Source organism: Citrobacter sp. XY323 (assembly GCF_025106035.1).
Lineage (GTDB): Bacteria > Pseudomonadota > Gammaproteobacteria > Enterobacterales > Enterobacteriaceae > Citrobacter > Citrobacter braakii.
In genome coordinates this window covers 562,247-585,713 of the sequence record NZ_JANYUK010000001.1, presented here as the reverse complement: position 1 = coordinate 585,713, position 23,467 = coordinate 562,247, and the positions used below count along the sequence as shown (strand labels likewise).

Sequence of the window (23,467 nt, the reverse complement as noted above, 5' to 3'; positions counted from 1 at the left end):
CCTTGCTCTCCCTACACAACCTCTCATTTACATGTTTCTTACATTAATGACTAATTTTCGCTATTGTATAAGGATAAGCATTGCCGCTGACGGATTACGGCAATATAATGAGAATTATTATCATTCGATATGATTTATAGGAGTGAATGTATGGCTGTAACTAAGCTGGTTCTGGTACGTCACGGTGAAAGTCAGTGGAACAACGAAAACCGTTTTACCGGTTGGTATGATGTTGATCTGTCCGAGAAAGGCGTGGGCGAAGCAAAAGCGGCAGGAAAACTGCTCAAAGAGGAAGGCTACAGCTTCGATTTTGCTTATACCTCCGTGCTGAAACGTGCCATCCACACCCTGTGGAACGTACTGGACGAACTGGATCAGGCCTGGCTGCCGGTTGAGAAATCCTGGAAACTGAACGAACGCCATTACGGTGCGCTGCAGGGTTTGAACAAAGCAGAAACCGCGGAAAAATACGGTGATGAGCAGGTTAAGCAGTGGCGTCGCGGCTTTGCGGTTACCCCGCCGGAACTGACCAAAGACGACGAGCGTTATCCGGGTCACGATCCGCGTTATGCGAAGCTGACCGACAAAGAGTTACCAGTTACCGAAAGCCTGGCGCTGACTATCGATCGCGTTATCCCTTACTGGAATGAAACCATTCTGCCGCGCATGAAAAGCGGTGAGCGCGTAATTATCGCCGCTCACGGTAACTCTCTGCGTGCGCTGGTTAAATACCTTGATAACATGGGCGAAGATGAGATCCTTGAACTGAACATCCCGACCGGCGTACCGCTGGTGTATGAGTTCGACGAAAACTTCAAGCCGATCAAACACTACTATCTTGGTAACGCTGACGAGATCGCAGCAAAAGCGGCGGCCGTTGCGAACCAGGGTAAAGCGAAGTAATTTTCGCGGTAAGTTAAAGAAAAAGCGTGGATTTCTCCACGCTTTTTTTATTTCGACACGACCAGAAAATGTAGGCCAAATAAGGCATCGCCGCCATCCGGCAGTCTGCACCGGAATGCCTGATAGCACTACTCTTCTCAGGCCCAGGGGACTTGGTTAACCGCGACGCGCTTTTACCGCATCCGCCAGTTGACGCAACACCGCATCGGTATCTTCCCAGCCAATGCAGGCGTCGGTGATACTCTTACCGTAGGTCAGCGGCTCACCGCTATCTGGATTCTGATTACCTTCCACCAAATGGCTTTCGATCATCACGCCAATAATTGCTTTTTCGCCACCGGCGACTTGTCCGCAAACATCCTTCGCAACATCCATCTGCTTTTTGAACTGCTTGCTGGAGTTGGCATGGCTGAAGTCGATCATCACTTGCGCAGAGAGTCCTGCTTTGACCAGGCCTTCTTTCACGTCCGCAACGTGCTGAGCGCTGTAGTTCGGCTCTTTGCCACCGCGCAGAATGATATGGCAATCGCCATTACCACTGGTATTCACGATCGCTGAATGACCCCATTTGGTGACAGACAGGAAGCAGTGCGGTGCCCCTGCAGCGTTGATTGCATCAATCGCCACTTTGATGGTGCCATCGGTTCCGTTTTTAAAACCAACCGGGCAGGACAGACCCGATGCCAGCTCGCGGTGCACCTGAGATTCTGTTGTACGTGCCCCAATCGCGCCCCAGCTCATCAGATCGGCGAGATATTGTGGGGTGATCATATCGAGGAATTCACCCGCAGTCGGCAATCCACTGTCGTTGATATCCAGCAGCAGTTTACGCGCAATGCGCAGCCCATCATTGATCTGGAAGCTGTTGTCCATGTGCGGGTCGTTGATAAGCCCTTTCCAGCCAACGGTGGTACGCGGTTTTTCAAAATAGACGCGCATAACGATTTCAAGCTCACCTTTTAACGCTTCGCGCAGCGCCAGCAGACGAGTGGCATACTCTTTAGCGGCTGCCGGATCATGAATAGAGCACGGCCCAATCACCACCAGAAGGCGATCGTCGCTCCCTTTCAGAATTTTATGAATCGCCTTACGGGCATGAGCCACCGTATTGGCAGCATTTTCAGTAGCGGGGAATTTTTCCAGCAGTGCGACTGGTGGTAATAACTCGTTGATCTCTTTAATGCGTAAATCGTCGTTCTGATAATTCATGATTATTCCAGCGTTGCCATACTTATATAAATGAATGCAATCCCTCCAATCTATATCTTCAATCATAAAGTGTAAACGGGGTTTTACACTTTGGACGGATTAATCCTGGAATTGGCCAAAAAAACGCAATAAAGTAGCGAAAAACGAGATCCAAACTACAATTTCTAACTGTAACAGCTTTAATTTTCATAGATTTCAAGATTCTATGCTGGTTTTAATTTCCATAGCAAAACGATTAACCACATATTAATGATGTAACTGGCACATGCACTGTTGGAAGACGTTATCCGACATATCGACCTTAACAGGAGCATAATATGCATATGACAAAGCTGGCTTCACTCTTCCTTACCGCTACACTCAGCCTCGCCAGCGGCGCGGCACTGGCTGCAGAAAGCAACGCCCAGTCCAATAACGGTCAGGCAAATTCCTCAGCTGATGCAGGACAAGTCGCCCCAGACGCCCGCGAAAACGTGGCGCCAAATAATGTCGACAACAGTAACGTGAATTCAGGTGGCACAATGCTGCACCCGGACGGTTCATCAATGAACCATGAAGGGATGACCAAAGATGAGATGCACAAAAACACGATGTGTAAGGACGGTCGCTGTCCTGATGTGAATAAGAAGGTTGAAACCGGAAACGGCATCAACAATGATGTTGACACAAAAACTGATGGCACCACGCAGTAACGCTGAAATTAAAGCTAATAACGGGAGAGCAATAGCTCTCCTTTTTAATTTTATCATCCCAAAAACGGTATGATGGCATACAGTAAAGATGAGAATAACAAAGGGATGGCATAATGGCGCACGCACATACTCATACTTCCTCTGAGCAACCCAAGGACAATAATGCCCGCCGACTGATGTTCGCATTCTGCATTACAGCCGGATTTATGTTGGTTGAAGTGGTGGGTGGAATACTTTCTGGTTCACTGGCCTTGCTGGCCGACGCCGGGCACATGCTCACGGATGCTGCGGCGCTGCTTTTCGCGCTGCTGGCCGTCCGGTTTTCCCGTCGCCCGCCCACAATACGACACACCTTCGGCTGGCTGAGGCTCACGACGCTGGCCGCATTTGTTAATGCCATCGCATTGGTCGTTATCACCATTTTAATCGTCTGGGAGGCGATTGAGCGCTTCCAGACACCTCGCCCCGTGGCTGGCGGTATGATGATGGTTATTGCTGTCGCGGGTCTACTGGCCAACGTGCTCGCTTTTTGGGTTTTACATCGCGGCAGTGAAGAGAAAAATCTGAACGTCCGCGCCGCGGCGCTGCATGTGATGGGCGATTTACTCGGCTCGGTCGGGGCAATCATCGCTGCGCTGATTATTATCTGGACGGGCTGGACGCCCGCGGACCCAATTCTCTCGATTCTGGTTTCCGTGCTGGTGCTGCGTAGCGCCTGGCGATTGCTTAAAGATAGCGTGAATGAATTACTGGAAGGTGCCCCGCTGACGCTGGATATCGCCGCACTGCAGCGCCATCTCAGCCGGGATATCCCTGAAGTCCGCAACGTTCACCATGTCCATGTCTGGATGGTGGGCGAAAAACCGGTAATGACGCTGCATGTTCAGGTGATCCCGCCACACGATCACGATGCGTTGCTGGAGCGTATTCAGCATTTCCTTATCCATCACTACCAGATTGAACACGCCACAATCCAGATGGAGTATCAGCCGTGCAATGGGCCGGACTGTCACCTGTATCAGGGCGTGTCCGGCCATTCACATCATCACCATTAATGAGAAAGCGCGTGGGAACCCCGCTCACGCGCGCTGTTAATCCACATCCTGCTACCGTTGAGGGCGATAACCGTCAGGATCATATATTCCAGCGACATGGCATATACGCCTTGCAGGGCAAAGATCACCACGCTAATGACGTTAATGATCACCCACAGAAGCCAGTTTTCAACGTATTTGCGCGTCATCAGGATCATCGCTGCAATCGATAGCACCATCATGCAGGAGTCCCAGAACGGGAATGCATCGGGTTGTAGTTCAGGCACAACAACCTGTAATCCCAATGCCTGCATAATATTCACTGCAATGCCTGTCAGGAACGCAAAGACCGGATCGATATAGATCGACATCAGGCCGATCGCCACCACGCAAGCCGCCAGCCAGCCGATCGCTTTTGGAAGCGGTAGCCAGCGAATTTTCAGTTCCGCTTCATGCTGGTTGGTTTGCCGGGACCAGGCATACCAGCCGTAGATATTTGCGGCAAAGAAGAAAACTTGCAGCAACAAGCTGGCATAGAGCTGGATCTGAAAGAAGATAATTGCAAACAGCGTGACGTTTATCAGACCGAAGAAGTAATTGCTGATTTTCTCAAGGCTCGCCAGGCCAATACACAGCAACCCGGCGATCGTTCCCACGGCTTCGATCCACGACAAATCGTAACCACCCGCGCCAATCGGAATATGTACCAGAATGTTCTGCGTGCTAAAAAAGTCCATCTTTTCCCCCAGAGCAAAAATAAATAATTACGCTCGAAGTGTAGCCGCAAATTCCAACATACGGTTTAACGGCAACAGCGCCCCTTCTCTCAGCGAGTCCTCAACATGTATCTCATGAGCCGCGCCGCCATGTTCCAGGCCCTCAGCAATCGCTTTCAGGCCATTCATCGCCATCCACGGACAATGCGCACAGCTGCGACAGGTTGCCCCCTCGCCAGCCGTCGGAGCTTCAAGCAGCTCTTTATCCGGAACGGCCTGCTGCATTTTGTAAAAAATGCCCCGGTCAGTCGCCACAATCAACTGCTCATGCGGTAACGATTTAGCCGCGTTGATGAGCTGGCTGGTTGAGCCAACCGCATCTGCCATATCAACGATAGACTGAGGGGACTCCGGGTGCACCAGCACCGCGGCATCAGGGTAAAGCCCTTTCATGCGTGTTAAAGCCTGGGTTTTAAACTCGTCGTGGACGATACAGGCCCCCTGCCAACAGAGCACGTCTGCGCCGGTCTGTTTTTGCACGTAGTTGCCCAGATGTCTGTCCGGAGCCCAGATGATTTTTTCACCTAAACTATCAAGATGTTCAATAAGTTCAACCGCGATACTGGAAGTCACGACCCAGTCCGCACGTGCTTTAACGGCAGCAGAGGTATTGGCGTAAACCACCACGGTACGATCCGGATGCGCGTCGCAAAATGCGCTGAACGCGTCAATCGGACAGCCCAGATCTAATGAACATTCCGCCTGTAAGGTCGGCATCAGGATGGTCTTTTCCGGGCTGAGAATTTTGGCTGTTTCTCCCATAAACCTCACGCCCGCAACCAGCAGCGTAGAGGCAGAATGCTTTGCACCGAACCGCGCCATCTCCAGAGAATCAGAAATACAGCCCCCGGTCTCTTCCGCTAACTGCTGAATTTCAGGATCGGTGTAATAATGCGCGACCATAACGGCATCACGCTCTTTCAGCAGGCGCTTGATTTTTTCACGATAAAATTGCTTTTCATCCACACTTAGCGGTACTGGCTTCGGCGGAAACGGATAAATTGCTGCTTCTGGATCAAACATCACGCTCATCTTGCTTTCTCGTTTCACTGGCTTAACGAAATAACCGATTAAAAGCGTGACGCACGCCATATTCGGTTTGATTTGTTTTGTATGCTAAACAAGATAGCGGATTGGCGCAGAAAAGTCACAATAATTGCGTGTGATGAATGCCGGATGGCGTCTGACGTCTTATCCGGCCAACGCGAGTAGTGTCGTCTGTAGACTGATAAGCAAAGGACATCAGGCAATCTTATAAATCGCAGATAGCAAAAAGGCGCCTTTAGGGCGCCTTTTTACACTGGTGGGGCGTGCAGGATGACTCGCTTCGCTTGCCCTTCGGGCCGTCGCCGTGAACGGCTCCGTTGTCTCACTGCGTTCGACCCGAACCTGCTGCAGGTTCGAATCTTATAAATCGCAGATAGCAAAAAGGCGCCTTTAGGGCGCCTTTTTACACTGGTGGGGCGTGCAGGATTCGAACCTGCGACCAATTGATTAAAAGTCAACTGCTCTACCAACTGAGCTAACGCCCCCGTATGGGGTTTACTGCTTCAATTATTCAGGATGGTGGGTCGTGCAGGATTCGAACCTGCGACCAATTGATTAAAAGTCAACTGCTCTACCAACTGAGCTAACGACCCGCTCGGATGTCACCTGAAAAATTCTTTACTCGACACCAATATAACAATTGATATGGCGGCGTGCAGGATGACTCGACTTCGTCTCGCCCTAACGGGCCGTTGCTAAAGCAACGTTATCCTTCACGTTTAACACCTGAGTACAATGTTAAAGTTGGTGGGGCGTGCAGGATTCGAACCTGCGACCAATTGATTAAAAGTCAACTGCTCTACCAACTGAGCTAACGCCCCGAGTGGTGGGTGATGACGGGATCGAACCGCCGACCCCCTCCTTGTAAGGGAGGTGCTCTCCCAGCTGAGCTAATCACCCGATACTACGCTGGATACTGCATTAAGTGGTGGGGCGTGCAGGATTCGAACCTGCGACCAATTGATTAAAAGTCAACTGCTCTACCAACTGAGCTAACGCCCCACTTTTTTCGCCGCTTTCGGGCTGTTTGATATCCCTTGGCAACGGCGGCATATATTACTGATTTCAGATTTTAGCGCAACAAAAATTTCGATGTAAATAACTCAACTGCTTAGGAATCACACGACACGACCAGAAATAACACGATTTCTGGTCGCATGGTGGTCATTACATCGCGCCAAGGCGTTTTTGCGCTTGTTTTGCGCCATCAGTGCCAGGATATTTAGTGATAACCTGCTGATAAACCGCTTTAGCTTTTGCTGTGTCACCTTTGTCCTGCATGATGACGCCGACTTTATACATCGCGTCTGCAGCCTTAGGTGATTTTGGGAAGTTTTTAACTACCGAAGCAAAATAGAACGCAGCATCATCTTTTTTACCCTTGTTGTAATTCAACTGACCCAGCCAGTAATTCGCATTGGGCAGGTAAGTAGAGTCCGGGTACTTTTTGATGAAGTTCTGGAATGCTTCAATCGCGTCATCCTGGCGGGATTTATCCTGCACCAGAGCAATCGCTGCATTGTAATCGGTATTCGCATCGCCAGTTTGCACGGGAGCCCCTGACGTTGCTGCAGCTCCCGCATCAGGTGCAGGGGTTGCCGCCCCACTCTGATCGCCACCTGTAGACTGTGCCGCAGGCGCACTACCGCTGCCAAGATTATTCATCTGCAGCAATATCTGCTTCTGTCGCTCAACAACCTGATTCAGCTGATATTGATTTTCCTGAATTTGACCACGCAGGGAATCGATATCGGACTGATTATCGGAGAGTTGTTGCTGGAGTTGGGTTAAAAGCTGACTGTGAGCGTTAGAAATACGCTCGAGTTGAGTGACACGGTCTTCGACCGAGCCTGAGCCGACACTACTGATTGGCGCCTGTGCAAAAGCGGCCCAAGGGGCCGCTATGCCAACCAGTAACGACAGACTCAACAGGTGATGTCTGAAGTTACTGCTCATGCAATTCTCTTAGTAAACCAGTACGGCGCGACGGTTTTTGGCGTAAGCCGCTTCGTCATGACCCAGTACTGCAGGTTTTTCTTTACCGTAAGAAACGATGGAGATCTGGTCAGCAGAAACGCCTTTACCCTGCAGGTACATCTTAACGGCGTTCGCACGACGCTCACCCAGGGAGATGTTGTACTCAGGAGTACCACGTTCGTCCGCATGACCTTCTACGGTGACTTTGTAAGACGGGTTGCTACGCAGGAAGTTAGCGTGAGCATCCAGCATTGCAGCGAAGTCAGAACGGATATCGTACTTGTCGAGATCGAAGTAAACGATGTTGTTCTGCTGCAGCTGTTGCATCTGAAGACGCGCTTGCTCTTCAGAAGACATGTTGCCGCTGCCGTTTGCATCCATACCAGTGCCGGCACCCAGCATGCCTTCGCTGCCGTCATTGCTGGCGTTCTTGTTAGAAGAACACGCTGCAATAGCCATAACAGGCAGAGCAATCATCAGCCCTTTCAGCACTTTGTTCAGTTGCATTTCAATGATTCCTTTATTAATCAATTATTTATTATCACAGATACGGCGACCAGGCAGGGAATTTAACCTGACCATCAGTTGCCGGAAGACGCGCTTTGAAACGCCCATCTGTAGAAACCAAATTCAGCACGGATCCCATCCCCTGAGAAGAGCTGTAGATTACCATAGTGCCGTTAGGTGCCAGACTTGGCGTTTCATCCAGGAACGTTGACGACAGGACTTGTACGCCACCCGCTACCAGATCTTGTTTGGCAATGTGCTGCTGACCATTGGCTGAGCTTACCATTACCATAAACTTACCGTCGCTGCTCACATCCGCATCCTGGTTTTGCGAACCTTCCCAGGTAATACGCTGCGGAGCACCGCCGTTGACGTTAACTTTATATACCTGCGGACGACCGGCCTGGTCAGAGGTAAAGGCCAGGTTTTGGCTGTCCGGGAACCAGGTAGGTTCCGTGTTGTTGCTGCGACCATCCGTCACCTGACGGATCTGACCGGAACCAATGTCCATGACATACAGGTTCAGGCTACCGGTTTTAGACAGGGCAAACGCCAGTTTGCTGCCATCCGGAGAAAACGCAGGTGCACCGTTGTGACGTGGGAACGACGCTACCTGACGAACCGCGCCATTAGACAACGTCTGAATAACCAGCGCAGAACGACCGCTTTCGAAAGTGACGTATGCCAGCTTTGAACCGTCCGGAGACCATGCCGGAGACATCAGCGGCTGCGGAGAACGGTGTACCACGAACTGGTTGTAGCCATCGTAGTCGGATACACGTAATTCGTACGGGAACTGGCCGCCGTTCGTCTGAACAACATAAGCGATACGGGTACGGAATGCACCTTTAATACCGGTCAGTTTTTCAAACACTTCGTCACTTGCAGTATGGCCCGCGTAACGCAACCACTGCTTGTTCACTTTATAGGTGTTCTGTGCCAGTACGGTACCCGGTGCGCCACCGGTATCTACCAGTTGATAAGCAACGCTGTAGGAACCATCCGGATTAGGCGTAACCTGACCTACTACCACGGCATCAATACCCAGCGCAGACCATGCGGCAGGTTGAACTTCCTGTGCGGTACCCGGCTGCTGCGGCAGGCGAGAACGGTCTAACGGATTAAATTTACCGCTGTTACGCAGGTCAGCGCCTACGATACCACCGATATCTTCAGGTGCAGCACCCGGCCCTGCCCACTGGAAGGGGACAACACCAATCGGGCGTGCCGAGTCCACCCCCTGGGTGATCTCGATACGTACTTCTGCGTGCAGCACCGCTGCCCACAGCATCAGAAAACCAAATGCTACTCGTAATGCCTGCTTCATCATATCTCCCTTATCTGGACGGAAAGCCCACGATAATTTAGCAGAATGTTAACAAACTCAAATACACAAAACTACCAGAACGCTGTCTCAACCTTAGACCGTTTCCCCTGAATTCTCAGGGACGTTATTACAGTTTAAAGTCCAGCTTGGCATCTTTTACTTTTTCATAAACAGCCTGGCTAGGCGGTTTAGGAATTCTGGCTGTTTTCGCAGCCGTCAGCGCAGCCTGACACAATGCCGGATCTCCGCCCTCTTCGGTCACATCCAGTAACAGACCATCGGGTGCTAACTTGATATGTAATACGCAAGATTTACCCGCATACAAATCGGCACCATACAGACGGCTCTGGATCGCATTACGAATTTGAGATGCGTAAGCACTGATATCAGCGCCAGATGCACCGCCATTTGCACCACTTGTACCACTATCTTTCGCCGGTTGACCGTTTCCTTTCGCTCCACCACCCGATTTCGGTGCATTCTTACCGGAGCTTAAGTCACCCAACAAGTCGTCAACGCCAGAGGCTGCAGCTGCTTTTTCGGCCGCAGCCTTTTTCGCAGCCGCCGCTTTATCTGCCGCAGCTTTCTTATCGGCAGCGGCTTTCTCGGCTGCAGCTTTTTTGTCTGCTGCTGCTTTTTCCGCTGCGGCTTTCTTATCAGCCGCCGCTTTTTCAGCAGCGGCAGCTTTCGCGGCAGCGGCTTTTTCTGCTTTCTCCGCAGCAGCTTTCTCGGCTGCTGCTTGCTTGGCGGCTTCAGCCTGAGCTTTCTTCGCAGCGTCTGCGGCAGCCTTAGCAGCTTGTGCTTCGGCAATTTTCTTCGCATCAGCGGCGGCTTTAGCGGCTTCAGCCTCTGCTTTTTTCTGTGCGTCCGCAGCGGCTTTCTTCGCGGCATCTGCCGCTTGTTTCGCCTGAGCATCTGCTTTGGCCTTCGCGTCTGCAGCAGCCTTCGCCGCAGCTTCTTCAGCCTGTTTCTGTTGCTCTTGCGCTTTCGCGGCGGCGGCTTCGGCCTGTTTCTGCTGTTCCGCCTGTTCGCGCACTTTTTCCTGCGCGGCTAAACGTTCTTTTTCAAGTTGCTTCAGTCGCTCTTGCTCGGCCGCCTGCTTCTCGCGAAGTTCCTCAGCTTGCTGCTGCGCCTGTTTTTCACGCTGCTCTTCTGCACGTTTAGCACTTGCCTGCTGTTGCTGCTGCCTGTCGTACTGTTGCACAACGGCGCCAGGATCGACCATAACGGCGTCGATGGACGAACCGCCACCGCCGCCGGCTGAAGCATCAATGTGCTCATCGAACGAACTCCAGATCAGCGCTGCAAATAAAATGACATGCAGCACCGCTGAAATAATTATCGCCCTTTTGAGCTTGTCGTTTTGTTCGGTTGCCTTTGACACTCTCGGTTCCCAAAAAACTGTTCGCCTGTTACGCGCTATCTTTCAAGCCAGCAAAACGCAGTCATCAGATTGGCTGCGTCATCAAGCCAACCGATTTTACACCTGCACTGTGTAACAAGTTCAGCGCTTTAATTATTTCATCATAAGGCACGTCTTTCGCACCACCGATTAAAAAGACCGTTTTCGGATTGGTCTGCAGGCGACTTTTCGCTTCCGCGATAACCTGCTCCGGCGGCAGTTGATCCATACGATCTTTCTCAACGACCACGCTGTATTGCCCTATCCCGGAAACTTCAATAATGACCGGCGGTTCGTCGTTACTGCTGACAGCTTGCGATTCGGTCGCATCCGGCAGGTCGACTTCCACACTCTGCGTAATAATCGGCGCGGTTGCCATAAAGATCAGCAACAGCACCAGTAGTACGTCGAGCAGCGGTACAATATTGATTTCGGACTTGAGTTCGCGACGACCTCGTCCACGCGTTCTGGCCATGGCTTACCCCTTGTTGCTCTCGCTAACGGTAAACGCCTGGCGGTGCAGAATCGCGGTGAACTCTTCCATAAAGTTGTCGTAATTCAGTTCCAGCTTGTTCACGCGCTGATTCAGTCGGTTGTAAGCCATAACCGCCGGGATTGCCGCAAACAGACCGATAGCCGTTGCAATCAACGCTTCCGCGATACCCGGTGCGACCATTTGCAGCGTTGCCTGTTTTACCGCGCCTAACGCGATAAATGCGTGCATGATCCCCCAAACGGTACCGAACAGACCGATATACGGGCTGATAGAGCCTACGGTGCCGAGGAATGGAATATGCGTTTCCAGCGTTTCCAGTTCACGGTTCATCGAGATACGCATCGCACGGGATGCCCCCTCAACGACCGCTTCCGGCGCATGACTATTCGCCCGATGCAGACGCGCAAACTCTTTGAATCCGCTGTAGAAAATTTGTTCCGAACCCACCAGATTATCACGACGCCCCTGGCTTTCCTGATACAGGCGCGACAATTCAATGCCGGACCAGAACTTGTCTTCAAATGCTTCAGCTTCACGTGAAGCCGCATTAAGAATACGGGTCCGCTGGATAATAATGGCCCAGGATGCGATTGAGAAACCAATCAAAATCAACATGATAAGTTTAACCAGAAGGCTTGCCTTCAGGAACAAATCAAGGATATTCATGTCAGTCACTGCTTAAACTCCGCGACAATAGACTTGGGAAGCGCACGAGGCTTCATTTTGAGTGGATCAACGCAAACAATCAGAACTTCGGCTTCATTCAGCACGGTGTTCTCTGCGTTGACAATGCGTTGCGTGAAAACCAATGAGGTGCCACGCATTGACGTAATTTCGGTTTGGACTTCGAGCATATCGTCGAGCCGGGCAGGCGCAAAGTACTCCAGCGTCATCTTGCGCACCACAAAGGCTACACGTTCGGCCAACAGGACCTGCTGACTGAAGTGATGATGACGCAGCATTTCTGTGCGTGCTCTTTCGTAAAAAGCGACGTAGCTGGCGTGGTAAACCACTCCACCGGCATCGGTGTCTTCATAGTAGACACGAACCGGCCATCGAAACATATACTTGTTCATTCTTACTGCCTCTTTGTTGGCTTCGCCCACTCACACCGATCGCTTAACTTTGTAAGCGCCTGGTGACTCGCGTTCTTGCCGCCGCGATGCTTCAAGAATGTCGTTGTATATCGCGCTGTATTCACTTTACATCCCGGTAATGCAATTAAGTTGCGTCCTGATGGTCCAGTGTCGCCACCGCACACAACTCCAGGGCACAACCTTAGGTTAATGCTTTCAAACTTCGCTACTATACGCGCGGGAATGGTGGTTTGGAATGGGGGAAAGTAAACGGAGAGTAAAAATTTATGGGCTTATGCAAGCCCATAAATATTTAAGGATGTTTCTTATTCAAAAGAAGAAGAAAATCAGACCAACAACCAGGACGATATCCGCGATTAGCGGGCAGAAAATGCCCTGCCAGTGTACGGCGCGAGGACGAAAACCAACGCCGTGAATGATGCCTGCGCAGACCGCCCACATCAGCAGGAGACCATGCCAGATTTCCAGCTCACTGGTTTTGGCCGCGAAACGTGACGGATCCCAGAATATGCAGCCAGCCAACACGATTGCCAGCACAAAGGAAAGCGCCCGCAAGGGGCGCTTATCCATCGCGTTATACTGCATCGCGATAATGTTGGTCATCAGCTATCTTCTTGTCCGGCTTTGCCTGATTCAACGTGCTCAAGCGCCAGCGCTGTGATTATCCCAAATGCACAGGCAAGAAGCGTTCCCAAAATCCATGCGAAATACCACATTTTAAGCTCCTTACTTAGTACAGAGAGTGGGTGTTGCTTTCAATATCTTCTTTGGTGATGCGACCGAACATCTTCCAGTAACACCAGCCGGTGTACAGCAGAATGATCGGAACGAACACACAAGCTACATACGTCATCAGATTCAGCGTCAGCTGGCTGGACGTTGCATCCCACATGGTCAGACTTGCGTTCATCATGGTGCTGGATGGCATCACAAACGGGAACATTGCGATACCAGCCGTCAGGATGATGCAGGCTAACGTCAGTGAAGAGAAGACGAACGCCCATGCCCCTTTCTCCATACGAGAAGTCAGGATGGTCAACAGCGGCAGAACCACGCCCAGTGCAGGAACCAGCCACAGAATAGGTGCATTGTTAAAGTTCACCATCCATGCGCCAGCCACGCGAGCCACTTCTTTGGTCAGCGGGTTAGAGGCGGCATGATGATCCAGTGCTGAGGTCACAACATAACCGTCAATACCGTAAATCACCCACACACCAGCCAGCGCGAAGCAGACCATAGTGACCAGTGCCGCAACCTGCGACGTTGCACGCGCACGCAGATGCAGTTCACCTACCGTACGCATCTGCAGATAGGTCGCGCCCTGGGTGATGATCATCCCAACACTCACGACACCCGCCAGCAGACCAAACGGATTCAGCAACTGGAAGAAGTTACCGGTGTAGTACAAACGCATGTAGTCGTCTACGTGGAACGGAACCCCTTGCAGCAGGTTGCCGAACGCCACGCCAATAACCAGCGGTGGAACGAAGCTACCAATGAAGATGCCCCAGTCCCACATGTTGCGCCAGCGCATGTCTTCAATCTTGGAGCGGTAATCAAAACCGACCGGACGGAAGAACAAAGACGCCAGGACCAGGATCATCGCCACATAGAAACCAGAGAACGCAGCGGCATACACCATCGGCCAGGCAGCGAACAGTGCGCCACCCGCGGTGATGAGCCAAACCTGGTTACCGTCCCAGTGCGGGGCGATGGAGTTAATCATAATTCGACGCTCGGTATCATTACGACCGAGGAAACGGGTGAGCATGCCCACCCCCATGTCGAAGCCATCAGTGACCGCGAAACCAATCAGCAGAATGCCAACCAGCAGCCACCAGATAAAACGCAATACTTCATAATCGATCATTTGACGACTCCTGTCTTAGCGTGCCGGCTGAGAAGTCACAGTGGACTGCTCGTAGTGATAACGACCGGTTTTCAGGCTACTCGGCCCAAGGCGTGCGAACTTGAACATCAGATACAGTTCAGCCACCAGGAACAGGGTATACAGGCCGCAAATCAACAGCATCGAGAAGATGAGGTCGCCAGCGGTCAGCGAAGAGTTCGCTACGGCTGTTGGTAACACTTCACCAATCGCCCACGGTTGGCGGCCGTACTCTGCAACAAACCAACCGGATTCAATGGCAATCCACGGCAGAGGAATCGCATACAGCGCGGTGCGCAGCAGCCATTTTTTCTCACCGATACGGTTACGAATCACGGTCCAGAAGGACACTGCGATGATTGCCAGCATCAGAATGCCGCACGCCACCATAATACGGAAAGCGAAGTACAGCGGCGCAACGCGAGGAATAGAATCTTTCGTTGCCTGCTGAATTTGCGCTTCGGTCGCGTCGGTGACGTTATCCGTATAGCGTTTCAGCAGCAGACCATAACCCAGGTCTTTCTTCATGCTGTTGAACTGGTCGCGAACGGCCTGATCGGTAGTACCCGCACGCAGTTCTTCCAGCAGTTGATACGCTTTCATCCCGTTACGGATGCGCTCTTCGTGCTGCACCATCAGGTCTTTCAGACCAATGACCGGTGTATCAACAGAGCGGGTGGCAATGATGCCCAGCGCATAAGGAATTTGAATCGCAAAATGGTTTTCCTGCGCATCCTGGTCCGGAATACCGAACAGGGTAAAGGAAGCCGGTGCAGGCTGCGTTTCCCATTCTGCTTCAATAGCAGCAAGTTTGGTTTTCTGCACGTCGCCCATTTCGTAACCGGATTCATCACCCAGAACGATAACAGACAGAATAGCAGCCATACCAAAGCTGGCGGCGATTGCAAAAGAACGTTTAGCAAACGCGAAGTCACGACCGCGCAGCATATAGTAGGAGCTGATCCCCAGAACGAACATCGCGCCACAAACATAACCAGATGCCACAGTGTGAACAAATTTCACCTGTGCTACCGGGTTGAGCACCAGTTCAGAGAAGCTCAGCATCTCCATGCGCATGGTTTCAAAGTTGAAATCCGCGGCGATTGGGTTTTGCATCCAGCCGTTCGCAACCAGAATCCACAGTGCGGACAGGTTAGAACCCAGGGCCACCAGCCAGGTGACGCACATATGCTGGACTTTACCCAAACGGTCCCAGCCGAAGAAGAACAGACCTACAAAGGTGGATTCGAGGAAGAAGGCCATCAAACCTTCGATCGCCAGCGGCGCACCGAAAATATCCCCTACATAGTGGGAGTAGTAAGACCAGTTAGTCCCGAACTGGAACTCCATGGTCAGACCGGTTGCCACACCCAGAGCGAAGTTGATACCAAACAACTTGCCCCAGAACTTGGTCATATCTTTATAAATCTGTTTGCCGGAAAGGACGTAGACCGTTTCCATGATGGCCAGCAAGAACGCCATACCTAGCGTCAGTGGCACAAACAGGAAGTGGTACATCGCGGTCAAGGCAAACTGTAAGCGCGACAGTTCGACTATATCTAACATCATGACTCCTTGCTCATCGCATGAAGACTCCGAGAGTGAACCCCGTTAGAAAGGGTCACACGCATGCCCCAATACAAATTTATCTGCTTCCCTCCGCCGCTGCTCTTTCTTCTCATTTGAAGAAAGGACAATGATGAAAGGTTACAAACATGTTAATAAAACACTCAAATTGATCCCGCAATTATATTACGCCGTAAAATCCTTACAATAAACAGGTTTTTATCGAGGTAAATTTGCATTTTTCGATAGTGATCAATTTATAGCTAATTTATCACTTTCAGACCAATTTGATCTGCAGCAATTTAACCTCTTTTGAGGCTGTTTACCAAGATTTAAACATTGATTTAAATCAATTTTCAAATTTAATGTTAATAGTGTTTAACAGTCAGGCGACTAGTGAACGCCATGTTAATGGTATGTTTTTCAATGAGTAATTGCCGTTACTACAAATGATAGGATATTTATTTAAATCTACACGATCTTTTAACCCGCCCGACTGACAAAATTGCCAGCAGATAAAGAGTCACTATTGCCGGGTAGCTCACAGTTTTTTGTTTAGCAAGTCATGGAATTGTTATTTCATACAAATTATTCATTTAAATTTTACTTATAATTAACACCAAGATGTAACTATCTCAAATGGAAGCGAAAGCGTCCCTCATTGACAGACGCATTGGGTTTGACGTTCCTCAGCACAGCGCAGGCGTTTCGCTTAAAGCATCACTGAAAGTTATCACTCACTTCTCTTTTTCTCTTATGTGGCAACGTTTAAATATGCCACAAACAATTCATTATCATTTTTATCTTAAATTTAACAAAATATAATTATGTCATATAAGATTAAAAAATAAAAAACCGTTATCCCGTTCACAAGTTATTTAGTAAAGGTAATTTTTTAAATTATAAAAAATGACGCATAAATGAGGCGCACAACAAAATAAGATTTCGATCACAAACATGGCAAGTCATTTATTCGTCATTTTCCTGGTAAATTAAAAAAAGCCGCAAAAACAACACTCAACCACCTGATAAACAAGGGTTTTTACAAATAAAAAATATAACAATCATTTTGCGCAGGATATTTTGAAAATAGATCAATTGCTTCCTTTTCCGCTTACACAGAAACTCCGACCCTATTAAGAGGTTGTCACAAGCCATGTTCTAAATATTAGAAAATAATTTTCACTTATTGACCATCAGCCCTACAGAGGATTACCCATGAAGAAATCTACACTTGTTATTGGCGTCATCGGTGCTGACTGCCATGCAGTAGGTAATAAAGTTCTGGATCGCGTTTTTACTGCTCATGATTTTCACGTAATCAACCTCGGGGTGATGGTGAGCCAGGATGAATATATTGATGCCGCGATTGAAACAGGCGCCGATGCCATCGTGGTGTCCTCTATCTACGGTCATGGCGACATTGACTGTCTCGGGTTACGTGAGCGCTGCATCGAACGCGGCCTCGGCGACATTCTGCTGTACGTCGGTGGCAACCTGGTAGTTGGTAAACATGACTTCGGCGATGTGGAAGTGAAGTTTAAGGAGATGGGTTTTAACCGCGTCTTCGCACCGAGCCACGACCTGGAAGATGTCTGCGCGCTTATCACCAATGATATTCGCCAACACAATGGCCTCGAGCAGCGTTGCCTGGAAGAGGCTATCTGATGCAAACAGTTTCTGTCGATATCGGCTCGACATGGACCAAGGCTGCCCTCTTCGCCCATGAAGGCGAGGAATTAACCCTGGTAAACCATGTCCTGACCCCAACCACCACACATCATCTGGCAGACGGTTTTTTTGCCAGCCTGAATCAGGTGCTGAACGTTGCCGATGCTCGCCCGTTACTGAAAAGTGGTGAAGTGCAGTTGAAATACTCCTCCTCGGCCAAGGGTGGACTCGCCGTTGCAGCAATGGGGCTGGTGCCTTCCATTACGCTGGAATCAGCAAAAGTTACCGCCCATTCGGCAGGAGCGAAAATCGCGCAATATTATTCGTACAAACTGAACCGGCATGACATCCAGGAGCTGGAATCATCACCGCCAGACATTCTGTTGTTTACCGGCGGTACAGACGGTGGCGAAGAAAGCTACGGCCTGGCGAATGCGCACGCGCTGGCAGGCTCAACGCTTGATTGCGCCATTATCTACGCCGGAAATCGGGACATTCAGGACGAAATACAAACGATTCTGGGACATAAAGATCTGACCACGGTAGACAACATTCTGCCTGACCTCGATCACCCGAATCCGTTTGCCGCGCGCCAGGCGATTTGCGATGTGTTCTTGTCACGCATTGTCAAAGGTAAAGGTCTGGACGTCATCGTCGGCGAAACCGGCGAAGAGCCAATGCCGACGCCATGGACGGTATATGAGTTAGTCAAAGCCATTAGCGATTACGACAGCGCATGGAAGGAATTCATGCTGATTGATATGGGCGGAGCCACCACGGATGTCTATTCGGCCAGCGCGAATACCCTCTCCCCCGATACCGTCCTGCATGGTGTTCCTGAACCGTTCGTCAAACGTACCGTTGAAGGCGACCTGGGAATGCGCGTTTCCGCCGTCGTGGTGGGAGAAAGCACGCAGGATATGGTGAAAGTCATCTTCGCCCAACAACCGCAGCGCGAGGAAGCGTTTTACCGCTACCTACGTCATCTGGTTGGGCAACCGGATTACCTGCCGCTCAGCGAGGAGGAGAAGTATTTCGACACCCTGCTGGCAGGTTTGTGCGTGGGCTATGCCGCTGAGCGCCACGCGGGCACTAAAAAGCAGGTTTGCACCTGCGTGGGTAACGTGGATTTACAGATGGGTCGCGATCTCACCACCGTACGCAAAGTCGTCGGTTCAGGGGGATGGCTCTCTCGCGCCAGCCAGTTCGATATCCATAGCTGGCTCAAATACCGGGAGCTGGACGACCAGGGTAAAAGAATTTTGTTACCGAATCAGTTTGAGTATTACCGCGATTCAAATGGCCTGCTCCCGCTACTGGCAAACGTCGCCAGGCTGTACCCGCAAGCCGCTGCTCGCACCAGCATTCAGTGTTTAACCCTATAAAACTTAAGGCAGCTACGAATGGAACTTCGAAATAAAAAATTGACCCATGACGAATTCATGACCGAAAGGCATCAGGTATTACAAACCTGGGAAACCGGCAAAGACGTTGAGAACTTCGAAGATGGCGTGAAGTACCAGCAATCAATCCCGGATAATAAGCGCTTCTCCCTTGCTCTGCTGAAGGCCGATCAGGAAGGGAAAACCCTGAGCCAGCCGCGCGCAGGCGTAGCATTAATGGATGAGCATATTGCGCTGCTCAAAACATTGCAGGAAGAGTGCGACCTCCTGCCGAGTACGATCGATGCCTATACCCGTCTGAACCGCTATGAAGAAGCCGCCGTCGGGATCCAGAAATCTATCGAAGCAGGTACTTCTAAGCTGAATGGTTTACCGGTCGTCAATCACGGGGTTGCTGCCTGCCGTCGTATGACTGAAGCGCTGGAAAAACCAATCCAGGTTCGTCACGGCACGCCGGATGCGCGCCTGCTGGCAGAAATCGCCATGGCCAGTGGCTTTACCAGCTACGAAGGCGGCGGCATCTCCTACAACATTCCTTACGCTAAACGTGTCACTCTGGAAAAATCCATCCGCGACTGGCAGTACTGCGACCGCCTGATGGGCATGTACGAAGAGAACGGTATTCGTATCAACCGTGAACCGTTTGGCCCACTGACCGGCACCTTGATCCCGCCGTTTATGTCCCACTCGGTGGCGATTATCGAAGGTCTGTTGGCTCTGGAACAAGGCGTGAAGTCAATTACCGTTGGCTACGGCCAGGTCGGTAGCCTGACGCAGGATATTGCAGCGATTCAGGCGCTGCGCGAACTTTCCCACGAATATTTCCATAACCACGGCTTTGACGATTACGAACTGAGTACCGTTTTCCACCAGTGGATGGGCGGATTCCCGGAAGATGAAGCAAAAGCCTTCTCCGTTATCGCCTGGGGCGCAGCGGTTGCCGGTATGTCAGGTGCCACCAAAGTGATCACCAAAAGTCCGCACGAAGCGTTCGGTATCCCAACGGCAGCAGCGAACGCCCAGGGTCTGAAAGCTTCACGCCAGATGCTCAACATGGTCAGCGACCAGAAATTCCCGCAGTGCGCTGCCGTGGAGCAGGAAGTTGATCTGATTAAGAGCGAAGTCCGCGCGGTGCTGAAGAAAGTCTTCGAACTTGGCAATGGCGACATTGCGCGCGGTACAGTGCTGGCCTTTGAAGCAGGCGTACTGGATGTACCTTTCGCGCCTGCCGCCTGTAACGCCGGTAAGATCCTGCCTGTTCGCGATAACACAGGCGCCATCCGTATTCTCGAAGCCGGATCCGTTCCGCTGCCGAAAGACATTCTCGCCCTGCACCACGACTACGTCGCAGAGCGCGCGCATTTCGAAGGCCGCAAGCCTTCTTTCCAGATGGTCATTGATGACATCAACGCCGTATCCCACAGTAAATTAATAGGAAGACCATAATGAAAATTAAACAGGCCCTTTTCACAGCTGGCTACTCCTCATTTTATTTTGACGATCAGCAGGCCATCAAAAACGGCGCCGGTCATGACGGGTTTATCTATACCGGCGCTCCGGTAACGCCTGGATTTACGTCTGTTCGTCAGGCGGGTGAATGCGTATCCGTACAGCTGATTCTGGAAAACGGCGCAGTAGCAGTGGGCGATTGTGCAGCGGTGCAATATTCAGGTGCAGGTGGACGCGATCCGCTGTTCCTGGCTGAAAACTTCATTCCGTTCCTTAACGATCACATCAAACCGCTGCTGGAAGGCCGCGACGTTGATTCGTTTCTGACCAACGCCCGTTTCTTTGACGAACTGCGTATTGACGGCCATCTGCTGCATACCGCCGTACGTTATGGTCTATCTCAGGCGCTGCTCGACGCGGCAGCACTGGCTACCGGTCGTCTGAAAGCAGAAGTGGTTTGTGATGAATGGCAACTGCCGTGCGTCCCGGAAGCCATTCCATTATTTGGCCAGAGCGGCGACGACCGTTATATCGCCGTCGACAAGATGATCCTCAAAGGTGTGGACGTCCTGCCGCATGCGCTGATCAATAACGTAGAAGAGAAGCTGGGCTTCAAAGGCGAAAAACTGCGTGAGTACGTCCGCTGGTTGTCTAACCGCATCCTGAGCCTGCGCACCAACGAAACCTATCACCCGACGCTGCATATTGATGTCTACGGCACCATCGGTCTGATCTTCGATATGGATCCGGTGCGTTGTGCCGAATACATCGCCAGCCTGGAAGCCGAAGCTCAAGGCCTGCCGCTGTACATTGAAGGCCCGGTAGATGCCGGTAACAAGCCGGATCAGATCCGCATGCTCACCGAGATCACTCAGGAGCTCACCCGTCTGGGTTCCGGCGTGAAAATTGTTGCGGATGAATGGTGTAACACCTATCAGGATATCGTGGACTTCACCGACGCGGGCAGTTGCCACATGGTGCAGATCAAGACCCCGGATCTGGGCGGTATTCACAACATCGTCGATGCGGTGCTGTATTGCAACAAACACGGAATGGAAGCCTATCAGGGCGGTACCTGTAACGAAACGGAAATCAGTGCGCGTACCTGCGTACACGTCGCGCTGGCTGCGCGTCCAATGCGCATGCTGATCAAGCCGGGTATGGGTTTCGATGAAGGTCTCAACATCGTGTTTAACGAAATGAACCGCACCATCGCGCTGTTGCAAACTAAGGATTAAGAGATGGCACGCACATTTAAGATCTTATCGCCTACGGCTATCCTGGGTTATGGCTTCCCGGAAGAAAGTTTTCGTAAAGCCATGGAAGAGTCACCGGATCTTATTGCTGTTGACGCAGGTTCCTCCGATCCAGGCCCCCACTATCTGGGGGCGGGTAAACCCTTTACCGACCGGGCCGGTGTGAAACGCGATCTGCGCTATATGATCGTGGCAGGCGTGAAGAACAACATCCCGGTAGTGATCGGCACGGCCGGTGGTTCTGGCGCAGCTCCGCATCTGGAGTGGTGTCGCCAGATAATCCATGAGATCGCACAGGAAGAAAAACTGTCCTTCTCAATGGCGTTAATCCCGTCTGATGTCGACAAAGAAATCGTTCATCAGGCGCTGGATAACGGCAAAATCACCGCGCTCGATTTTGTGCCTGAACTGACTCACGATGCAATTGAAGAGAGCACCTACATTGTCGCGCAGATGGGCGTCGAGCCTTTTCAGCGTGCGCTCGAAGCTGGCGCGCAGGTGGTTCTGGGCGGACGTGCCTACGATCCGGCCTGCTTCGCCGCGCTGCCAATAATGCAGGGCTTTGATGAAGGTCTGGCACTTCATTGCGGGAAGATCCTTGAGTGTGCTGCCATTGCTGCCACCCCTGGCTCCGGCTCAGATTGTGCGATGGGGATCATTGATGACAACGGCTTTACGCTGAAGGCGTTCAATCCCAAGCGTAAGTTCACTGAAACTTCCGCTGCGGCGCACACCCTGTATGAGAAGTCCGATCCGTACTTCCTGCCAGGACCAGGCGGCGTGCTGAACCTGAAAGCGTGCACCTTTACCCAGGTTAACGAGGGCGAAGTGTATGTCAGTGGTTCACGTCATGAAGAAACACCGTATGCGTTGAAACTGGAAGGCGCGCGTCAGGTTGGCTTCCGTTGCCTGACCATCGCCGGAACGCGCGACCCAATTATGATTGCCGGGATTGACACCATTCTCGAAGAGGTACAGGCAAGCGTGGCGCGTAACCTCTCTCTGAATGACGACAGTATCCGCATGACGTTCCACCTGTATGGTAAGAACGGTGTGATGGGCAACCATGAACCGATGAAAACCGCCGGTCATGAGCTGGGGATTTTACTGGATGTCGTTGCGCCGACGCAGGATATCGCCAACAGCGTTTGCTCGCTGGTACGCTCTACCCTGCTGCACTACGGCTATGAAAATCGCATTGCGACTGCGGGCAACCTCGCCTTCCCGTTCTCGCCATCTGATATTCAAAGTGGACCGGTGTATGAGTTCTCGATCTATCACCTGATTGAAGCGAGCGATGCGCTGCGATTTGATTTCCACATTGAACAGGTGACGCCAGAAGGAGTTCAGGCATGAAACACTCAATTTGTTCACTGGCGCAGGTTATTCGCTCCAAAAACGCCGGACCGTACGAACTGGTTTTAGATATTTTATTTAAAACCAGGGAAGACTATCAGCGGGTAAAAGCCTGCGAGCAATTAACGCCGCAGCTTATTGCCAGTTTATATAATGTTGAACCTGACTTCATTCACAATATCGTGTGGTTCGATCCGGCGAATGCCGTAAAAATCGTCATGCCGCGCGATATTATTTCCGGCAACGTCGGTGACAATGATGTTTATGGTGCTCAGCAACACGCTCCATTATTAAGTATTGAGTTCGACTTGTAACAAAACACACAATAACAACCATTGGAGCACTGAATTCAGCGGTATCACAGTGCTTCGAATTATTCATGCGGTTGGTCACAACAGGCGTGCGTCTGAG

General features: G+C 51.2%; 23 protein-coding genes, 5 tRNA genes and 1 other RNA gene. 9 read left to right on the top strand and 20 right to left on the bottom strand.

The genetic code is table 11. The features are described 5' to 3' along the window. The first annotated feature begins 150 nt into the window (after positions 1 to 150). Positions 151 to 903 (top strand): 2,3-diphosphoglycerate-dependent phosphoglycerate mutase, encoded by a 753-nt coding sequence (gpmA, locus tag N0B36_RS02740; protein ID WP_003022999.1) that lies wholly within the window; start codon positions 151 to 153, stop codon positions 901 to 903. Positions 904 to 1,059: 156 nt separating this feature from the next. Here the strand turns inward: gpmA and aroG are convergent, their stop codons facing one another. Further along, complete coding sequence (gene aroG, locus N0B36_RS02735) at positions 1,060 to 2,112, bottom strand: 3-deoxy-7-phosphoheptulonate synthase AroG (protein ID WP_016152319.1); 1,053 nt, start codon at positions 2,110 to 2,112, stop codon at positions 1,060 to 1,062. 317 nt (positions 2,113 to 2,429) lie between these two features. Here aroG and N0B36_RS02730 point away from each other — a divergent pair, with 317 nt between their 5' ends. After that, positions 2,430 to 2,804 carry a YbgS-like family protein gene (locus tag N0B36_RS02730; protein WP_016152318.1) on the top strand — a complete coding sequence of 125 codons (375 nt, stop codon included), beginning with the start codon at positions 2,430 to 2,432 and terminating at the stop codon, positions 2,802 to 2,804. 113 nt (positions 2,805 to 2,917) lie between these two features. Beyond that, the gene (gene zitB / locus N0B36_RS02725) at positions 2,918 to 3,859 is read left to right on the top strand and encodes a CDF family zinc transporter ZitB (protein ID WP_019076308.1); all 942 of its coding nucleotides are present in this window, start codon (positions 2,918 to 2,920) and stop codon (positions 3,857 to 3,859) included. On the opposite strand, the gene pnuC is transcribed toward zitB, so the two are convergent. The 19 genes from pnuC to cydA form a co-directional block, all read right to left on the bottom strand. Beyond that, entirely contained in the window at positions 3,856 to 4,575 is a 720-nt protein-coding gene (gene pnuC, locus N0B36_RS02720; RefSeq protein ID WP_016152316.1) for a nicotinamide riboside transporter PnuC, read from the bottom strand. The two genes, zitB and pnuC, sit on opposite strands and share 4 nt — an antisense overlap. A gap of 27 nt (positions 4,576 to 4,602) precedes the next feature. Next, complete coding sequence (gene nadA / locus N0B36_RS02715) at positions 4,603 to 5,646, bottom strand: quinolinate synthase NadA (RefSeq protein WP_259686035.1); 1,044 nt, start codon at positions 5,644 to 5,646, stop codon at positions 4,603 to 4,605. A 269-nt stretch (positions 5,647 to 5,915) separates the two neighbouring features. Then, positions 5,916 to 6,041, bottom strand: a non-coding RNA gene (locus N0B36_RS02710) — RtT sRNA. A gap of 29 nt (positions 6,042 to 6,070) precedes the next feature. Then, positions 6,071 to 6,146: transfer RNA gene (locus N0B36_RS02705), tRNA-Lys, on the bottom strand. A 32-nt stretch (positions 6,147 to 6,178) separates the two neighbouring features. Next, positions 6,179 to 6,254 (bottom strand) — tRNA-Lys (locus tag N0B36_RS02700). 152 nt (positions 6,255 to 6,406) lie between these two features. Further along, positions 6,407 to 6,482 (bottom strand) — tRNA-Lys (locus N0B36_RS02695). Between the two features lie 3 nt (positions 6,483 to 6,485). After that, positions 6,486 to 6,561: transfer RNA gene (locus N0B36_RS02690), tRNA-Val, on the bottom strand. A 26-nt stretch (positions 6,562 to 6,587) separates the two neighbouring features. Then, positions 6,588 to 6,663, bottom strand: a tRNA-Lys gene (locus N0B36_RS02685). 165 nt (positions 6,664 to 6,828) lie between these two features. After that, entirely contained in the window at positions 6,829 to 7,617 is a 789-nt protein-coding gene (gene cpoB / locus N0B36_RS02680) for a cell division protein CpoB (RefSeq protein WP_016156016.1), read from the bottom strand. 9 nt (positions 7,618 to 7,626) lie between these two features. Further along, a complete protein-coding gene (gene pal, locus N0B36_RS02675) occupies positions 7,627 to 8,145 on the bottom strand; it encodes a peptidoglycan-associated lipoprotein Pal (protein ID WP_003022983.1) in 519 nt (172 codons plus the stop codon). A gap of 34 nt (positions 8,146 to 8,179) precedes the next feature. Continuing rightward, positions 8,180 to 9,472, bottom strand: a complete 1,293-nt coding sequence (gene tolB, locus N0B36_RS02670; protein WP_003022981.1) for a Tol-Pal system beta propeller repeat protein TolB — start codon at positions 9,470 to 9,472, stop codon at positions 8,180 to 8,182. A gap of 127 nt (positions 9,473 to 9,599) precedes the next feature. After that, positions 9,600 to 10,856 (bottom strand): cell envelope integrity protein TolA, encoded by a 1,257-nt coding sequence (tolA, locus tag N0B36_RS02665; RefSeq protein ID WP_016152313.1) that lies wholly within the window; start codon positions 10,854 to 10,856, stop codon positions 9,600 to 9,602. Positions 10,857 to 10,920: 64 nt separating this feature from the next. After that, positions 10,921 to 11,349: a colicin uptake protein TolR gene (tolR, locus tag N0B36_RS02660; protein ID WP_003022978.1), complete on the bottom strand. Its 429-nt coding sequence runs from the start codon at positions 11,347 to 11,349 to the stop codon at positions 10,921 to 10,923. A gap of 3 nt (positions 11,350 to 11,352) precedes the next feature. Continuing rightward, positions 11,353 to 12,045, bottom strand: coding sequence for a Tol-Pal system protein TolQ (gene tolQ / locus N0B36_RS02655; protein ID WP_016152312.1), 693 nt, complete (start codon positions 12,043 to 12,045; stop codon positions 11,353 to 11,355). Next, complete coding sequence (ybgC, locus tag N0B36_RS02650; RefSeq protein ID WP_003831439.1) at positions 12,042 to 12,446, bottom strand: tol-pal system-associated acyl-CoA thioesterase; 405 nt, start codon at positions 12,444 to 12,446, stop codon at positions 12,042 to 12,044. Before ybgC ends, tolQ begins: the two co-directional genes overlap by 4 nt. A 330-nt stretch (positions 12,447 to 12,776) precedes the next feature. Beyond that, positions 12,777 to 13,070 (bottom strand): cyd operon protein YbgE, encoded by a 294-nt coding sequence (gene ybgE, locus N0B36_RS02645; RefSeq protein WP_016152311.1) that lies wholly within the window; start codon positions 13,068 to 13,070, stop codon positions 12,777 to 12,779. Beyond that, complete coding sequence (gene cydX / locus N0B36_RS02640; RefSeq protein WP_003022970.1) at positions 13,070 to 13,183, bottom strand: cytochrome bd-I oxidase subunit CydX; 114 nt, start codon at positions 13,181 to 13,183, stop codon at positions 13,070 to 13,072. Before cydX ends, ybgE begins: the two co-directional genes overlap by 1 nt. Positions 13,184 to 13,197: 14 nt before the next feature. Beyond that, positions 13,198 to 14,337 (bottom strand): cytochrome d ubiquinol oxidase subunit II, encoded by a 1,140-nt coding sequence (gene cydB, locus N0B36_RS02635; RefSeq protein ID WP_016152310.1) that lies wholly within the window; start codon positions 14,335 to 14,337, stop codon positions 13,198 to 13,200. Positions 14,338 to 14,352: 15 nt separating this feature from the next. After that, positions 14,353 to 15,921, bottom strand: a complete 1,569-nt coding sequence (cydA, locus tag N0B36_RS02630; protein WP_016152309.1) for a cytochrome ubiquinol oxidase subunit I — start codon at positions 15,919 to 15,921, stop codon at positions 14,353 to 14,355. Between the two features lie 1,218 nt (positions 15,922 to 17,139). Between cydA and glmS the strand changes: the two genes are divergently transcribed. Genes glmS through N0B36_RS02600 form a run of 6 tightly spaced genes read left to right on the top strand, consistent with a single transcriptional unit; the run spans position 17,140 to position 23,370 of the window. Then, positions 17,140 to 17,589, top strand: a complete 450-nt coding sequence (gene glmS / locus N0B36_RS02625) for a methylaspartate mutase subunit S (RefSeq protein WP_016152308.1) — start codon at positions 17,140 to 17,142, stop codon at positions 17,587 to 17,589. Next, positions 17,589 to 18,977: a methylaspartate mutase accessory protein GlmL gene (gene glmL, locus N0B36_RS02620; protein WP_047497777.1), complete on the top strand. Its 1,389-nt coding sequence runs from the start codon at positions 17,589 to 17,591 to the stop codon at positions 18,975 to 18,977. Before glmS ends, glmL begins: the two co-directional genes overlap by 1 nt. 18 nt (positions 18,978 to 18,995) lie before the next feature. After that, positions 18,996 to 20,441: a methylaspartate mutase subunit E gene (locus N0B36_RS02615; RefSeq protein ID WP_047497775.1), complete on the top strand. Its 1,446-nt coding sequence runs from the start codon at positions 18,996 to 18,998 to the stop codon at positions 20,439 to 20,441. Beyond that, a complete protein-coding gene (locus N0B36_RS02610) occupies positions 20,441 to 21,682 on the top strand; it encodes a methylaspartate ammonia-lyase (RefSeq protein ID WP_016152305.1) in 1,242 nt (413 codons plus the stop codon). Before N0B36_RS02615 ends, N0B36_RS02610 begins: the two co-directional genes overlap by 1 nt. A 3-nt stretch (positions 21,683 to 21,685) precedes the next feature. Then, on the top strand, positions 21,686 to 23,056 hold the full coding sequence (locus tag N0B36_RS02605) for an acyclic terpene utilization AtuA family protein (protein WP_016156013.1): 1,371 nt from the start codon (positions 21,686 to 21,688) through the stop codon (positions 23,054 to 23,056). Continuing rightward, positions 23,053 to 23,370 (top strand): DUF4387 domain-containing protein, encoded by a 318-nt coding sequence (locus N0B36_RS02600; RefSeq protein WP_016152303.1) that lies wholly within the window; start codon positions 23,053 to 23,055, stop codon positions 23,368 to 23,370. Before N0B36_RS02605 ends, N0B36_RS02600 begins: the two co-directional genes overlap by 4 nt. Positions 23,371 to 23,467 lie beyond the last annotated feature (97 nt).

What these genes read in the sequence shown, in the direction of transcription:
- cydA (WP_016152309.1), bottom strand. Translation starts at nt 15,921, where the DNA reads ATGTTAGATATAGTCGAACTGTCGCGCTTACAGTTTGCCTTGACCGCG.
- gpmA (WP_003022999.1), top strand. Translation starts at nt 151, where the DNA reads ATGGCTGTAACTAAGCTGGTTCTGGTACGTCACGGTGAAAGTCAGTGG.
- pnuC (WP_016152316.1), bottom strand. Translation starts at nt 4,575, where the DNA reads ATGGACTTTTTTAGCACGCAGAACATTCTGGTACATATTCCGATTGGC.
- N0B36_RS02600 (WP_016152303.1), top strand. Translation starts at nt 23,053, where the DNA reads ATGAAACACTCAATTTGTTCACTGGCGCAGGTTATTCGCTCCAAAAAC.
- glmS (WP_016152308.1), top strand. Translation starts at nt 17,140, where the DNA reads ATGAAGAAATCTACACTTGTTATTGGCGTCATCGGTGCTGACTGCCAT.
- nadA (WP_259686035.1), bottom strand. Translation starts at nt 5,646, where the DNA reads ATGAGCGTGATGTTTGATCCAGAAGCAGCAATTTATCCGTTTCCGCCG.
- cydB (WP_016152310.1), bottom strand. Translation starts at nt 14,337, where the DNA reads ATGATCGATTATGAAGTATTGCGTTTTATCTGGTGGCTGCTGGTTGGC.
- ybgC (WP_003831439.1), bottom strand. Translation starts at nt 12,446, where the DNA reads ATGAACAAGTATATGTTTCGATGGCCGGTTCGTGTCTACTATGAAGAC.
- N0B36_RS02615 (WP_047497775.1), top strand. Translation starts at nt 18,996, where the DNA reads ATGGAACTTCGAAATAAAAAATTGACCCATGACGAATTCATGACCGAA.
- N0B36_RS02605 (WP_016156013.1), top strand. Translation starts at nt 21,686, where the DNA reads ATGGCACGCACATTTAAGATCTTATCGCCTACGGCTATCCTGGGTTAT.
- cydX (WP_003022970.1), bottom strand. Translation starts at nt 13,183, where the DNA reads ATGTGGTATTTCGCATGGATTTTGGGAACGCTTCTTGCCTGTGCATTT.
- aroG (WP_016152319.1), bottom strand. Translation starts at nt 2,112, where the DNA reads ATGAATTATCAGAACGACGATTTACGCATTAAAGAGATCAACGAGTTA.
- zitB (WP_019076308.1), top strand. Translation starts at nt 2,918, where the DNA reads ATGGCGCACGCACATACTCATACTTCCTCTGAGCAACCCAAGGACAAT.
- pal (WP_003022983.1), bottom strand. Translation starts at nt 8,145, where the DNA reads ATGCAACTGAACAAAGTGCTGAAAGGGCTGATGATTGCTCTGCCTGTT.
- tolB (WP_003022981.1), bottom strand. Translation starts at nt 9,472, where the DNA reads ATGAAGCAGGCATTACGAGTAGCATTTGGTTTTCTGATGCTGTGGGCA.
- N0B36_RS02730 (WP_016152318.1), top strand. Translation starts at nt 2,430, where the DNA reads ATGCATATGACAAAGCTGGCTTCACTCTTCCTTACCGCTACACTCAGC.
- N0B36_RS02610 (WP_016152305.1), top strand. Translation starts at nt 20,441, where the DNA reads ATGAAAATTAAACAGGCCCTTTTCACAGCTGGCTACTCCTCATTTTAT.
- glmL (WP_047497777.1), top strand. Translation starts at nt 17,589, where the DNA reads ATGCAAACAGTTTCTGTCGATATCGGCTCGACATGGACCAAGGCTGCC.
- ybgE (WP_016152311.1), bottom strand. Translation starts at nt 13,070, where the DNA reads ATGACCAACATTATCGCGATGCAGTATAACGCGATGGATAAGCGCCCC.
- tolR (WP_003022978.1), bottom strand. Translation starts at nt 11,349, where the DNA reads ATGGCCAGAACGCGTGGACGAGGTCGTCGCGAACTCAAGTCCGAAATC.
- cpoB (WP_016156016.1), bottom strand. Translation starts at nt 7,617, where the DNA reads ATGAGCAGTAACTTCAGACATCACCTGTTGAGTCTGTCGTTACTGGTT.